The organism is Chryseobacterium formosense (assembly GCF_900116415.1).
Classification (GTDB): domain Bacteria; phylum Bacteroidota; class Bacteroidia; order Flavobacteriales; family Weeksellaceae; genus Chryseobacterium; species Chryseobacterium formosense.
On the sequence record NZ_FPAP01000001.1, the window covers coordinates 759,038 to 772,555 of the forward strand.

The 13,518-nt window shown below is 33.8% G+C and carries 13 protein-coding genes; 8 read left to right on the forward strand and 5 right to left on the reverse strand.

The features are described from left to right. The first annotated feature begins 7 nt into the window (after nucleotides 1-7). The 3 genes from BM371_RS03560 to BM371_RS03570 all read left to right on the forward strand — a co-directional run bounded on the left by BM371_RS03560 (nucleotide 8) and on the right by BM371_RS03570 (nucleotide 3,105). Nucleotides 8-934: a mevalonate kinase family protein gene (locus BM371_RS03560; RefSeq protein ID WP_034675920.1), complete on the forward strand. Its 927-nt coding sequence runs from the start codon at nucleotides 8-10 to the stop codon at nucleotides 932-934. Nucleotides 935-944: 10 nt separating this feature from the next. Further along, nucleotides 945-1,874, forward strand: a complete 930-nt coding sequence (locus tag BM371_RS03565; protein WP_051882756.1) for a UbiA family prenyltransferase — start codon at nucleotides 945-947, stop codon at nucleotides 1,872-1,874. 64 nt (nucleotides 1,875-1,938) lie between these two features. Then, nucleotides 1,939-3,105, forward strand: a complete 1,167-nt coding sequence (locus BM371_RS03570; RefSeq protein ID WP_034675922.1) for a proline dehydrogenase family protein — start codon at nucleotides 1,939-1,941, stop codon at nucleotides 3,103-3,105. A gap of 74 nt (nucleotides 3,106-3,179) precedes the next feature. Here the strand turns inward: BM371_RS03570 and BM371_RS03575 are convergent, their stop codons facing one another. After that, the gene (locus BM371_RS03575) at nucleotides 3,180-3,707 is read right to left on the reverse strand and encodes a helix-turn-helix domain-containing protein (protein ID WP_034675923.1); all 528 of its coding nucleotides are present in this window, start codon (nucleotides 3,705-3,707) and stop codon (nucleotides 3,180-3,182) included. Nucleotides 3,708-4,558: 851 nt separating this feature from the next. Here BM371_RS03575 and BM371_RS03580 point away from each other — a divergent pair. Continuing rightward, nucleotides 4,559-5,665, forward strand: a complete 1,107-nt coding sequence (locus BM371_RS03580; RefSeq protein ID WP_034675925.1) for a M14 family zinc carboxypeptidase — start codon at nucleotides 4,559-4,561, stop codon at nucleotides 5,663-5,665. A 105-nt stretch (nucleotides 5,666-5,770) separates the two neighbouring features. Here BM371_RS03580 and BM371_RS03585 read toward each other — a convergent pair whose 3' ends face one another. Beyond that, nucleotides 5,771-6,283, reverse strand: coding sequence for a DUF4920 domain-containing protein (locus BM371_RS03585; RefSeq protein ID WP_034675927.1), 513 nt, complete (start codon nucleotides 6,281-6,283; stop codon nucleotides 5,771-5,773). Nucleotides 6,284-6,427: 144 nt separating this feature from the next. Here BM371_RS03585 and BM371_RS03590 point away from each other — a divergent pair, with 144 nt between their 5' ends. The 4 genes from BM371_RS03590 (at nucleotide 6,428) to BM371_RS03605 (ending at nucleotide 11,584) form a co-directional block, all read left to right on the forward strand. Continuing rightward, complete coding sequence (locus BM371_RS03590) at nucleotides 6,428-7,843, forward strand: APC family permease (protein ID WP_034675929.1); 1,416 nt, start codon at nucleotides 6,428-6,430, stop codon at nucleotides 7,841-7,843. 451 nt (nucleotides 7,844-8,294) lie between these two features. Further along, on the forward strand, nucleotides 8,295-8,735 hold the full coding sequence (locus BM371_RS03595) for a GPW/gp25 family protein (RefSeq protein ID WP_034675931.1): 441 nt from the start codon (nucleotides 8,295-8,297) through the stop codon (nucleotides 8,733-8,735). 24 nt (nucleotides 8,736-8,759) lie between these two features. After that, a complete protein-coding gene (locus tag BM371_RS03600; protein WP_034675933.1) occupies nucleotides 8,760-10,637 on the forward strand; it encodes a type VI secretion system baseplate subunit TssF in 1,878 nt (625 codons plus the stop codon). Between the two features lie 20 nt (nucleotides 10,638-10,657). Continuing rightward, nucleotides 10,658-11,584 (forward strand): DUF3829 domain-containing protein, encoded by a 927-nt coding sequence (locus BM371_RS03605; protein ID WP_034675934.1) that lies wholly within the window; start codon nucleotides 10,658-10,660, stop codon nucleotides 11,582-11,584. 66 nt (nucleotides 11,585-11,650) lie between these two features. Here BM371_RS03605 and BM371_RS03610 read toward each other — a convergent pair whose 3' ends face one another. The 3 genes from BM371_RS03610 to BM371_RS03620 form a co-directional block, all read right to left on the reverse strand. Next, a complete protein-coding gene (locus BM371_RS03610) occupies nucleotides 11,651-11,950 on the reverse strand; it encodes a putative quinol monooxygenase (RefSeq protein WP_034675936.1) in 300 nt (99 codons plus the stop codon). Nucleotides 11,951-11,971: 21 nt separating this feature from the next. Further along, on the reverse strand, nucleotides 11,972-12,652 hold the full coding sequence (locus tag BM371_RS03615) for a type 1 glutamine amidotransferase domain-containing protein (protein WP_034675939.1): 681 nt from the start codon (nucleotides 12,650-12,652) through the stop codon (nucleotides 11,972-11,974). 144 nt (nucleotides 12,653-12,796) lie between these two features. Then, nucleotides 12,797-13,366 (reverse strand): Crp/Fnr family transcriptional regulator, encoded by a 570-nt coding sequence (locus BM371_RS03620; RefSeq protein ID WP_034675940.1) that lies wholly within the window; start codon nucleotides 13,364-13,366, stop codon nucleotides 12,797-12,799. Nucleotides 13,367-13,518 lie beyond the last annotated feature (152 nt).

Sequence of the window (13,518 nt, forward strand, 5' to 3'; positions counted from 1 at the left end):
ACACAAAATGACGAACCCTTTATTTTACGCTAAAATTATCCTTTTCGGAGAGTACGGAATGATAGAAGACTCACAAGGTCTTGTAGTTCCTTACAGTTTTTATAAGGGTACATTGAAATTTTCCGATTCAGATTCTGAGTTCGAAAAAAAATCAAATAATCACTTACAGAAATATGCCGTTTTTCTTGAAAATTTAAATCTTCCTGAGCAATTCAGATTAGACGTAAGTCGTTTTAAAGAAGATATATCAAACGGACTTTTCTTTGATTCTAATATTCCTCAAGGTTACGGAGTCGGAAGTTCAGGTGCTTTGGTTGCTGCTATTTTCGAAAAATACTGCTTCACAAAACACAATCCTGATACGATTTCGAAAGAAAACCTAAAAAATATAAAAGCCGTTTTTGGCGAAATGGAAAGCTATTTCCACGGTAAAAGTTCCGGTATGGATCCTTTGATCTGTTACATGAATCTTCCAATTCTTATCGAAAACAAAGAGAATTTAGATAAGGTAGCCATTCCGAAAGGTGAAGAAGGAAAAGGAGCAATCTTTTTAATCGATTCAGGAATTACAGGAGAAACCGGACCAATGATTCAGATTTTCTTCGAAAAAATGAAAACTGAAGGTTTCCGTAAAACGCTTAAAGAAGAGTTTATTCGCTACAACAATGCTTGTATTGACTCTTTCCTTAAAAAAGATATGAACCCGTTTTTTAGAAACCTTAAAAAGCTTTCTCACTGGGCTTACGAACATTTCCGCCCGATGATTCCTGAAAGTATTTTTAACATTTGGAAAACCGGTTTAGATTCAAATGCTTATTATCTTAAACTTTGCGGAAGCGGAGGCGGAGGTTATATTTTAGGATTTACAAAAGATTACGAAAAGGCAGAAAAAATGCTTGGTGACTTCCAGAAAGAAGTGATTTACAGATTCTAAAAAGTTGGGAATGGGTTCTGAAAAAGAGAGTTTCCAACATAAAAATTATATCCAAAAATCTTTATTTTACAGATTTTCACAATTCGTGGGCTTTCTTTTAGGTGCACGTTTTTTTGTGGCTGCTTTGCTGACTTTTGCGCTGTATGTTTCCACCTTTTTTTTGTTTAATCAGGAAGAATCTTTCAGGAAATTTGTCTTCGATTTCAGAGTTCACGGGATCATTTTTTGTACCGTTTTAAGTATTCTTGCAGGCGGAATCATCAATCAGTTCTATGATTTTGAAAAAGATCATATCGTAAAACCGTTTCGCACAAGAGTTCAGAGTTTTATTAAGCAGAAATATTTTTTGTATGCCTACTTAGCATTAACAGTGATCTCGCTTGGTGTTGCAAGTTTTATTTCTTATCGGGTTTTAATTTTTTTTGTTGTTTATCAGTTCTTTATGTGGTTTTACAGTCATAAAATGAGCCGGATTTTAATTTTGAATAATCTCACTTTTGTCAGTTTAACATTGTATCCGTTTTTCGGAATGATGGTGTATTATCAAACCTTTTCCAGAAAAATTTTCTTAATGGCTATTTTTTTATTTTTAATACTATTATGTATTGATATTGTGAAAGATACATTAACGAAAAGTGTTGATAAAAGCTTTGGTTACACGACGATTCCCAATTATTTTAAAAGTAAAAATACCAAGATTATTCTTATCTCTTTACTCATGTTGACTATGGCAGTTTCAATGAAGCTTATCATAAAAACAGGAATTTCAGGCTTTATGTCGTATTATTTCATAGGTGGTCTGTTTATGATGATCATCTGTATTTATCTGCTGCTAAATTCTTCCAGACGGGCTAAGTTTTTCACACTCAATATTTTACGATTTTGGGTTTTCATTGGGATTATCGCAATGTTACTCAACGGAATTGAAGGTAAATTGTAGAAAAAAAACTTTAAAAAAGCTGTGGTTATTCTTACATTTGCAAAATTAAATTTAACATAAAAGAATGCCCATTTTTAACGATACTAAAGTTGCATTTGCAGATAAAACCGATGCACAGTTGAGAAAAGCGTATTGGATGTTTAAAATGATTGAACAACCCGCTTTGACAAGTCTTGGAACTTCTGTCCTGAATTTTACCGTTCATAATAATTTCCCTTTCGTTACCGGAATTGTAAAGAAAACTTTGTTCGAACAATTCGTAGGTGGTGAAACACGTGAGGAAAGTATGAAAGCAGTAAAGCAGCTTTTCAAAAGAGGTGTAGGAAGCATCTTTGATTACTCGATCGAAGGGAAAGAAGATGAAGAAACTTTTGATGCGGTTTGCAAAGAAATCAAGGATATTGTTAGATTTTCTGTAGGAAATCCTGCCATTCCGTTTATCGTTTTTAAACCAACTGCATTTGGAAGAATTGATTTATACGAAGCGGTTGGAAAAGGAAGTGAGTTAACTTCAAGCCAAAAAGAAGAATGGCAAAGAGTGGTAAAAAGGTTCGATGAAGTCTGTCAGTTATGCCATGAACACAGCAAAAAAGTAATGGTAGATGCTGAAGAAACCTGGATGCAGGATGCTGCAGACCAGCTTTGTGAAGAAATGATGGAAAAATATAATCAGGAAAAACCGATTGTCTGGAATACCATCCAAATGTATAGAACCGGCCGTCTTGAATATATGGAAGCGCATCTTCAAAGAGCGAGAGAAAAGAACTATTTCATTGGTTATAAAATCGTTCGTGGTGCTTATATGGAAAAAGAACGTGCAAGAGCAGCCGAAAAAGGATATCCAGACCCAATTCAGCCAACGAAAGATGCATCTGATAAAAATTACAATTCAGGAATTGATTTCGTAATGAATCATTTGGATAAAGTTTCGGCATTTTTCGGAACGCATAACGAGATTTCTTCTGAACTTGTAATGGATAAAATGAAAGCAAAAGGTCTTGAAAATGACCATCCAAACATCTATTTTGGACAACTTTATGGGATGAGTGACAACATTACATTCTATCTTTCTGATAAAGGATATAATGCGGCAAAATACCTTCCTTACGGTCCTGTAAAAGACGTTGTTCCTTATCTTACAAGAAGGGCGAGAGAAAATACTTCTGTTGCCGGACAAACCGGAAGAGAATTAGGTTTAATCAAAAAAGAACTTGATAGAAGAAAGAAATAATTTTTCTAAATAAATTGAAAGCTTGGTCGCAAATGACCGAGCTTTTTTATTTTAAAATTTAAATTAAATCAATTTTAAGGTTCAAAACTTTCGAATTTTCCGTTTTCGTAAAAGATAACAATACGTTTTATTTTATTTTGTTGATTATCAATGATTTGATTAATTATTTCTTCTTTTGGTTTTTCTAATCGCTGAGAATCGGTTATTTTTTCATTGGCTTTACTTTGATACGTTTTAACCGATTCTGAAGGGCTCTCAAAAATCACTGTATTTTCAGATTCTTCTGTTCCGAAATCTTCATCATCGTTCATCATCGTAAATAAATCAGGAAGGGAAGTCGGTTTTAATTTTTCTTCCGGAATTTGTTCTTCGGTATCGGGAAGTTCAGACTTCAGCATTTCGCCGTCACCATTCACCAGCCAATCCCACAAAATCTCAGGGAAGCGGGATTTTATCTTGATGATAAACTCCAGTGAGGGTTTGTTTCTTCCGGAAGTCACATGAGAAATAGAGGAACGTTGCACATCAACCTCATCTGCAAATTCGGATGGTGTAAAACCGGAATACTCTATAACTTTTGAAATTCTTTCATTTAAACCCATAAATAAGTTGTAAAATTACTTTTACAAATGTAAATATTAAATTTACATCAAACAAATACAAATGTAAATAAAACAAAGTTATTATATATACAAAAGTAAATTACTGTAATGTATTAAATATCAATATTTTATAATGTTTATAAAATTTATTATAGTAAATTATTAAACAAAATTTCCACAATTACATATTCTAATTTATTCACTTAAAGTAATAGATGAAGTAAATTTAATTAGATAAATCACAGATATAGTACTTTTGTAGTTATACTGCTAAATTCTTTCTTTGTACCATTAATAGGACTTTCTATACCCTTTAAAATACTATAGAGTAGGAGACGGCTTGAATTACTGTAAAACCTAGATTTTAGACATATCTCTATCGATTTTCCCCAATATTATATTTGCTAATACTCATCAGTAAACACTTTTAACAATATTTTAAGATTGCAATCTGTCCATTCTTTCCCGATTTGCAAAGAGAAGTTACAGTATTTAGTTAAAGCTTAATTAAAGCTAATTTTCTGCAATGAATTTCAACTTTATCCACAATTAACATTTGTATATTGTATTTCGTAAACACGCTTTTCCACATCTGGATTGTTTAAGTTAATTACGCTCAATTAGCCTAAAACAAGGAGTTATTCACTTAAAGTAAGTATATTATATAACTTTATATAAATTTTATAATTTACTGAAATATAAATATTTATGTATATTTTATTAAATTATTGTTAATCCACAAATTTATCAACAGACAATATGACAATTTACAATGTTTAATCTTGTTACAAATGTTAATTTTAATTTTACATTTAAAATAATTAAATTTGAAAAATGTAAATTATTATTGAATGAATTTTGAACATTTCTACACGGCAGATTCTGATTTCCCTAATCGCTATATTTCCCCTAAAAAATTATTTTCTTATTTACAGACGAATCTCAAAGACTATATTCAGGAAATTGGAAGATCATATTTAGATCAGCCTATTTATCAATTGAGTATCGGAACTGGTAAAATCAATGTATTAGCTTGGTCGCAGATGCACGGAAATGAATCGAACGCAACACACGCTATGCTTGATTTATTGAAAAGTTTAGAAAATGCTCATGATGTAAAAGAAGATTTATTCAGTAAAATCAGTTTGGATTTTATTTTTATGTTAAATCCTGATGGTTCTGAGAAATGGACACGACTCAATGCTTCAGAAATTGACCTAAATCGTGATTTCCATAATGAAGCAAGCAAAGAGATAAAGTTCCTCAAGAATATGGCTGCATCAAAGAAATATGACTATGCTTTAAATCTTCATGAGCAGCGTACTATTTTTACAACTGACGGAATCCATCCGGCAACATTATCCTTTTTGGCACCTTCAGAAAATGTGGAGCGTACCATTACGGAAAACAGAAAAAAATGTATGGCCGTAATTGCTCATGTTTATACGCATTTGAAAGAATTAATACCGAATCAGATTGGGAGATATTCTGATGAGTTTTATCCGACTTCTACAGGTGATAATTTCATAAAATCAGGAATGCCTACCATTCTTTTTGAAGGCGGACATTTTATTGATGATTATTCAAGAAAAGAAACAAGAAAATATTATACAGTTGCTTTGTATTATGCTTTAAAAGCAATAAGTGAGTTGAATTCGGATACCAAAGGCTGGGAAATTTATCCGGAAATTCCGGAAAATCAGGAAACACACTACGATATTATTTACCGAAATGTGAAATTAAATACAGAACACGAATGTATTTTGGATATTGCGGTTCAGTACAGAGAAATTTATGAAGAAGGAAAAGATGATATTTCTTTTATCCCTTTTGTAATGGAAGCAGGAGAAGTAAAGAGGAAAGGATGGCTTGAAATCGACTGTACCGGAAAAAGATATATTTCTGAATCAAAATATCCTAAACTCGATACGGAGGTAAATTTTAAAATAGAAGACTAAAAAAAAGCGGGACAATTTGTTCCGCTTTTGTTTTTATCCTTAATGTCATTTCAATGAAGAAAGGAGAAGTAGGTTCTTCATTCGAAATGGAAAAAAATTAATTTTTTAGTTTACAACCTTGATTCCGTTAGCTACGAATCTGATCTCTTCTTTTGGTTTTGTGATTGCATCGATTTCAGCCTGTGGTTTCTTAGCATCTTCTGCGTAGTGTTTCTGCTCGTCGATAGAGGTTACTTTTCTTTCTGCAGTTCCATCCATTACAACTGTTTTACCTTTCAAAGCTGTTGGTACAAAGAATGCATAATCTTTCATTTTTACGAAAAACTGAGAATTGTCTTCAGTTTGAATGGTTAGCCAGCATCCTTTTTTCTCGCAGACGTCTGTAACTTTACCTTTTACAGCTACGTTTTCAACTTTTTTATTTTCTTTTTTAAGCTTTTTGCTTAATTTTTCTACAGTGATTGCCTTAGATTCTGTTTTAGCTTCAACTGCTGAACCGTAAGTATCTCCAACGATTGCGTTGCCTTCCGGTGGTCCCATTTTTTTCTTTGTTTCCTGTGCGAAAGCTAAAGTAGATACACTTACTGCTGCTAAAACTAATATTGCCTTAAATTTCATTATTGATATTTTTTTCCAAAATTAATAATAAAAATTGAATTTAGAATGATTATAAACTTGATATAATGCATATGATTTTCAAAATAGTAAACAAATCTTAAAATCACCTGTATATTTTTTTATATTTGAATGCAATACTTTGATATGCAGAAAAAACTAAAACTTTGGGACGCGGTCATGCTTGTAATGGGCTCTATGATCGGAAGCGGAATCTTTATCGTAAGCGCAGATATGATGCGGAATCTCGGCTCCGGATACTGGCTGATTGTAGTCTGGATTATTACCGGAATAATGACTGTTGCAGCAGCAATAAGTTATGGTGAATTATCGTCGCTGTTTCCAAAAGCGGGTGGGCAATACACGTACATCACAGAAATTTTCGGGAAGAAAATGGGATTTTTGTACGGATGGGGCTTGTTTACCGTTATACAGACCGGAACAATTGCAGCGGTTGCGATGGCATTCGGTAAGTTTACGGCCTATTTAGTTCCGGATTTAAATAATGCAGCTCCAATTTTTCAGAGTGGGGAATTCCAGATTACCTGGATTCAGATTTTAGCAATCGCTGTGATTATTTTACTCACCTATATTAATACAAGAGGAGTCGAGAGCGGAAAAATTCTGCAGAATTTATTTACAGGTTCAAAAATTCTGGCATTGTTGGGCTTAATTGCTTTAGGCTTTATTTTGGTTGATTTTTCGCATTTGTCTGAAAATTTTAGCTTCGGAACTGATTCATTCAGTAATTTAATAAAAGATAAAAAAGGAAATTTTCTGCAATCCGGTTGGGAACCTATTTCTGGAATGACTTTAATGGGCGGAATTGCAGCAGCAATGGTAGGTTCCGTATTCAGTTCGGTTGCCTGGGAAAGTGTAACCTTCGTTTCTGGAGAAATCGAAAATCCTAAAAAAAACGTTGTAAAAGCAATGATTTTGGGAACTTCTGCAGTAATGTTGCTGTATATCGCCGTAAATTTCGTTTACATCAATGCTTTAGACAGAGATTCGATTGCATTTGCAGCGAATGATAGAGTAGCAGTTGCCGCTTCACAGAATATTTTTGGAAGCGCAGGAACGGTGATTATTGCTGTTTTGGTGATGATTTCTACTTTTGGCTGCAATAACGGATTAATTTTAGCCGGAGCAAGGGTTTTTCAGACCATGGCAAAAGACGGTTTGTTCTTTAAATCTGCTGTTAACAACAATAAAAATCAGGTTCCCGGAAATGCACTCTGGATGCAGGGAATTTGGGCGTCGATCCTTTGCCTGAGCGGACAATACGGAAATCTTTTGGATATGATTTCATTTGTCATCGTGTTGTTTTACATGATTACGGTTTTCGGAGTGATTTATTTAAGAATCAAACAGCCCGATCTTGAAAGACCCTACAAAACGTGGTTATATCCAATCACACCAATAGTTTATCTTTTTATCGGAACGGCATTTTGTGTATTATTATTGATTTATAAGCAACAATATACCTGGCCGGGATTCTTAATTGTTCTTCTCGGACTTCCGGTTTATTACCTGATCAACCGAAATAAGAAAGCAGATTCTTAATTTTTTCAGGAGCTTAATCTCGCTTTCACTACTCGCTTTTTAATTGGTTTTTGCGCGGCGGCTTTGCCGCCGCGCAAAAACCAATTAAAAGAGCTCAGACAGGCCGTTCAATCGAGGCTAAATTTTCCCGCCATTGTCATAAGAAAAGCGAAGAATCGATCTTGTAACTTGTAGAAAAGTAAATAATACTGATTTTAAAATAGTTGTTGGTTCAAGATAAAAAAGAACTTATTTTTTACATCAACCGTGTCAAGGTTCTAAACCTTGACACGGTTTTTAGCAACAGCATTCATTTATTTTGATGAGCAGAATCAACGCCATAAAAATTTAAACAAAGAATCTCAGATTTTTAGCAATAATTTTAAGATACCATAACCCATTATTTCTCAAAAATGATTAATTTGGTATTTCGTTTTAAATAACACCAAAGAGAAATAACGAAATATCACTTATGGACACACCAAATTACAGAATGCCTTTTGTACCCTCTACGCTTATGTCCGAAGGTGGAAGTATCGATACCTGCGATATGGGAGAAAGCATTGCTCACAACATCATGCTTTTAATTACCACAAAAAAAGGAGAAAACAGATATGACGACAATTACGGAAATGATGTCTGGAATCTTGAATTCGATAACGGCGTAACATCGGCAGTTTGGGAAAATGTTTTTATCAAAAGTCTGAAAAGGCAGATTTTGCAGTACGAACCACGAATTGTACAGCCACAGATCGATGCTCACATTCAGTTTGTAGAGCACAACTACGATACCAAAGAACATACGGAAATCAAGAAAAAAGTAAGAATCGGGATCAACGCTAAAATGGAAGCTACAGGCGAACGTTTCAGTTTTTCTACCGAACTGTTTCTAAGTCCGATGTCAATCGACTAAATATTTATTTGTAAAAAAGATTTTATGAATTTAGACCAGAATATTTATTCCAAAGAATCCGTTAAAGCGAGAATGCTTCAGAATGCTACAAAAGTTTGGGGGCTGAAAAGTCCGCAGTCATTAGATCCTTTTGTAAAATTACTGATTGATGCATTCAGCACAGAAGTTTTTAAAGCGAATAATGAAATTCAGACCGTTAATGCAAGAATTTTAGAGAAGCTTGCCAAGTTATTAACGCCATCCATTTATACACATCCGGTTCCGGCTCATGCTTTGGCTTACACAATGCCTTATGAATCGTCCGAAATTTTGCTGGAACATACCGAGTTTTTCTTCAGAAAACATATGAATTCCACCATAAAATCGGAATCAGACAAACAGCTGAATATTCCTTTTACTCCGGTGGGAAGTGTGCGTACAAACAAAGCGCAGACCGCTATTATGTTTGTAGGAAATACCTGTTACAGTTTAGATGAAAGATTAAATAAAATTCCGATTTCAAGATTCCAGGGAAGAACGGAAGATTACCGTAAAGTAACGATCGGAATTGATGTTTCAAGATATACCAACGAAAAATTTCCTAAAACCATAAGTCTTTACTGTTCAAATCCTGCATTTGAACATCTTGATTTTGTGTATAAATTATTGCCTTACAGCACGGTTTCAAGCAATGGAAACCCGATGTTTATTAAAGAAGGTATTTCATATGTGAAAAATCCGCAGGCTGAAGGTTATGAACAGATATTTCATGAGCAGTCGATAAAATCAAAAATAATTGATGACATCAAAAGCATTTATCACCATCGATTCATTGAGGTTAGCGGACTTTCAAGAGATTTATTCACAAAAAATCTTCCACAGAATCTAGATTTTCTGAACGGAAGAGAAGAGATTGAAAAATACCTGAACGGAAAAGAATATTTGTGGCTGACTTTCGAGTTTCCACCACAGTTTTCTGCAGAAATTTTAGATAATTTCACTTTTGTGCTTAATGCTTTTCCGGTTTACAACAGAGGCTGGAAGAAAACAGAATACAGTTTAGACATCATGGGAAATAACATCCCTTTGATTACCGAAGATGCAGAACATTTTTTATATGTTGATGAAGTGCAGGATGGCGATGGAAGAAAATACAGAGAAATTCCATTTACTCCTTCTGATAATCTTAAAAAAGGTTTATACACGATTAGAAAAGGTGGAATGGAGCGCTTCAACAACAGAAATGCAGTTGATATGATTTCCAATGTTCTTGAGCTTACAAGAGACGAGATCGCAGCATTTTCGTTATTAAATCGAGATAATGTGAAAGGAATTTTGGGTGAAATGTCCGACAAGATGAAATCGATGGTGCAGAAAGTAAACAATGCAAAAAGAAACATCCGACAAGAACTGAATTATGTGATTATGGAACCTGTTGAAAAAACAGACCATACTTACGCCTCATTCTGGATAACTCACTGCACTTTTGCCAATCATATGCGTCCCGGAACAGAACTATCAAACCAATTGAAATCACAATCGATGATTTTGCTTACCGAAACCATTGGCGGAGCAGAAGAGCAGAAAGGTTCAGACAGTATTCAGGCTTACAAATATGCATTGACAACGAGAGATAAAATTATTTCTCTCGAAGATGTGAAAAATTATTGCAGAATGGTTCTTAAAGACGAGCTTAAGGATGTTCGTGTAAAACGTGGAACCATGATCAGTACCAAGCCAAAAGAAGGTTTTGTGCGAACTGTGGAAGTTGAAATTGTTCCTAATAATTATTCTTTTTACGGAAGAGCGTATTGGGAAAACATGGCAAATATTTTGAGGAATCAGATTGTCTCAAAGGCAATTGACGGAATTGAGTATCTCGTAAAAGTAAGCAACGAAGACACCGATTTTTTTGAAAATTAATTTAAACCAAATAATAGAGTATGAAAAAAGTAATGATGGTTGCACTCGCATTATCGCTCAGTGTGGCAACTGTAAGCTGTAAAAAAGGTCTCGATAAAATAGGAAATGCCGTAATGAAAGCTGGTGAAAATGAATCTCAGGCAATAATAGATTTTAATAATAATTTTCTGGATTCTTATAAAAGTTCTTCAAGACATGTAGAATCAATTGTAAAATATGCGGAAGCGGCTGTAAAAAAAGCAAAAGGAGAGAATGTGATCTATATTCCGACCGTGATGAGCTCTATGGATTATGCCATCAGTAAGATCAAAGAGGTACCTTCTGGATTCGACAAAGATAAAGGAGCCGTGGAGACAGAATACAATATGTATAAAGCCAAAAGAGAAAGCATTCAGAAGAAATTTGATGAGTTGAAATCGTACATGACTTCCGAAGATTATAAAGATGATAAAGGTGCAAAAGCAGAAGCTTTGAAAAAAGATATCGATGCCGAAGCGCAGGCGTTTTTTACTGCAGGAGGAAATGTTTTAACCAAAATAAAACCCGCAACAGACGCTGCAGAAGAAGTGATTCTGAAAGATCATCCGATGAAAGAATTTATCGTTTCGTCAAAATCGTTGATGAATTCTATGGATTCTGTGATGGATGTTCTGGATAAACAATATGCAGAAGGCTTCAATGAGGCCGAAGCACAGAAAAAATATGACGAATTTGAGAAAATTGTTGCAGAAAATTCCAAGAAAGAATTTAATGTGAAAGATGCTCAATATTCTTATAAAAAAAGCCAGTTTGAAAGTGTGAACAAAAATGCTTCAGACTTTTTGGATAAATTCAGAAAGCTGATCAGAGATTCAAAATCAACCAAGCAAATTCCTGACAGTAATATCAATGAAATGGATTCTGCTTATGAATCTGTATTAAGCTCTTACAATTCGTTTGTAAAATAATAATTGACGTGAATTAAAATTCAACATTAAAAATTCCGAAAAACTAAATTTTTCGGAATTTTTAATTTAAATAATAGGATTCATCAAAATTACCTCCCTGTTTTCCAGTAAAGGGATAATCTGCTTTACTACCAAGTTTTGGTAATGCTCTGAATTGCGGTGAAACTCTACAGCAGATTCATTTTCATATCCTTCAAATAAAATCAATGTATTTTCATCGGTTTTGCTTTGATGGATTTTGTAAAACAAATTTCCTTGTTCTTCAGCACTTTTCTGTGCAGCTTCTTTCATGATTTGCAATACTGCGTCCAATTTTCCTTCTTTTACCTGCCATTTGGCATAAACGTAAATTGCTTGTTCGTTCATTTTTTTAGTTTTAAAAGTAAATTATGAATTTTTAGATTCTATAAGTGTTACCATTTTTTCACCCACACCTTTTGCGGAAGCAGGATTTTGACCGGTTACTAAGTTCCCATCAACAATACTGTTTGCTGACCAAGGCTCCGCAGCATGGAAAATTGCGCCTTGCTCGGTTAAAGCTGTTTGCAAATCAAAAGGGACGTCGTTTTTTGCATAATTGTCTTCTTCTTCAGTGGTAAAAGAAGCGATGTTTTTACCATTCACCAAATAATTTCCGTCACTTAATTTCACATTCAGTAAAGAGACAGGACCATGACAAACTGCACCGACAATACGATTACTTTCATAAAATCCGGCAATGATTTTTTTAAGCTCAGTGTTTTCAGGCATATCGACCATCGGAGCCAAGCCTCCTGGAATAAAAACAGCGTCATAATCATCTGTATTTATACTGGAAAGTTTCGGAGCGCTATGCATTTTTTCCCAACCTTTTCCTGTTAAAAATTTCAAATTATCAGGATCATCGGCTAAATTTAAGGCATCTAAAAAAGGTGATTCACCCGTTAAGCTTACAAAATCGATTTCATAATCTGCTTTCTCAAATTCAGCATAAGGATGCGCTACTTCAGGTAAGAATGTTCCTGTTCTTCTGTTGTTAGGGCCGATTGTGTTTGCATTAGAAACAATAATTAAAACTTTTGGTTTCATGACTTTGAATTTTTTAGTTAATAAATATTTTGCTTGAATTTTTTTGAAATTATTTTAATTTCTATAGCAAATGTAGCTCGGTTCAAAGCCTCAATCGAAGGAGAAAAGTCACAAAAAAAGTGTGATCGAAATCACACTTAAGATTTATTTATGGTTTGAATAAAGCCGGCTTAAAGTTTCCCGGCTGACTCCAAGATATTCCGCAACATATTTTTTGGGAATCTGCGAAATCAAATCCGGATATAATTTTGAAAATTCTTCATAACGTTGTTGAGGTGTACTGGAAAGTAAAAAAATAATTCTCTGCTGTAAGGCAATATACCCATTAGTAAGCTTAGTTCTGAAAAAATATTCCATCTTATGAAATTCTGAAGCAAGTTTTTCTCTGCCTTCTAAAGTCAGACAGGCGACAGCTCCGTCTTGCAGACATTCTACAAACATTGTTGCATTTTTTTGCTTAAAAAATCCAATATAATCGGTCATCCACCAGTTCTTTTTTGCAAACTGCAGAATATGCTCTTTTCCGTTTTCGTCAATGTAAAAGACTTTATAAATTCCGTCAAGGGTAAGAAATTCAAATTTTACTTCATCGCCTTCATGTACTAAAAACTGATTTTTGCGGACATTCTTTATTGTAAAAAATGTTTTTATATAATTAAATTCTTCTTCTGTTAAAGAAATAATTTCCTCAATATGCTCTCGTAATCTGTTCATGGTTCTATTTAAATCAATGTAAATTTAAGTAAAAGAAGGATAATTTTTTAAACAAATTTCAATAGGAGAAAATATTATAAAAATTGAATCTTTTGTTTAATTAAAACTAAAAATTACTAACATATTTTAACACAGAAAATTCCTAAAATTTC

What these genes read in the sequence shown, in the direction of transcription:
- BM371_RS03565 (WP_051882756.1), top strand. Translation starts at nt 945, where the DNA reads ATGGGTTCTGAAAAAGAGAGTTTCCAACATAAAAATTATATCCAAAAA.
- BM371_RS03605 (WP_034675934.1), top strand. Translation starts at nt 10,658, where the DNA reads ATGAAAAAAGTAATGATGGTTGCACTCGCATTATCGCTCAGTGTGGCA.
- BM371_RS03610 (WP_034675936.1), bottom strand. Translation starts at nt 11,950, where the DNA reads ATGAACGAACAAGCAATTTACGTTTATGCCAAATGGCAGGTAAAAGAA.
- BM371_RS03620 (WP_034675940.1), bottom strand. Translation starts at nt 13,366, where the DNA reads ATGAACAGATTACGAGAGCATATTGAGGAAATTATTTCTTTAACAGAA.
- BM371_RS03595 (WP_034675931.1), top strand. Translation starts at nt 8,295, where the DNA reads ATGGACACACCAAATTACAGAATGCCTTTTGTACCCTCTACGCTTATG.
- BM371_RS03615 (WP_034675939.1), bottom strand. Translation starts at nt 12,652, where the DNA reads ATGAAACCAAAAGTTTTAATTATTGTTTCTAATGCAAACACAATCGGC.
- BM371_RS03575 (WP_034675923.1), bottom strand. Translation starts at nt 3,707, where the DNA reads ATGGGTTTAAATGAAAGAATTTCAAAAGTTATAGAGTATTCCGGTTTT.
- BM371_RS03560 (WP_034675920.1), top strand. Translation starts at nt 8, where the DNA reads ATGACGAACCCTTTATTTTACGCTAAAATTATCCTTTTCGGAGAGTAC.
- BM371_RS03600 (WP_034675933.1), top strand. Translation starts at nt 8,760, where the DNA reads ATGAATTTAGACCAGAATATTTATTCCAAAGAATCCGTTAAAGCGAGA.
- BM371_RS03585 (WP_034675927.1), bottom strand. Translation starts at nt 6,283, where the DNA reads ATGAAATTTAAGGCAATATTAGTTTTAGCAGCAGTAAGTGTATCTACT.
- BM371_RS03570 (WP_034675922.1), top strand. Translation starts at nt 1,939, where the DNA reads ATGCCCATTTTTAACGATACTAAAGTTGCATTTGCAGATAAAACCGAT.
- BM371_RS03590 (WP_034675929.1), top strand. Translation starts at nt 6,428, where the DNA reads ATGCAGAAAAAACTAAAACTTTGGGACGCGGTCATGCTTGTAATGGGC.
- BM371_RS03580 (WP_034675925.1), top strand. Translation starts at nt 4,559, where the DNA reads ATGAATTTTGAACATTTCTACACGGCAGATTCTGATTTCCCTAATCGC.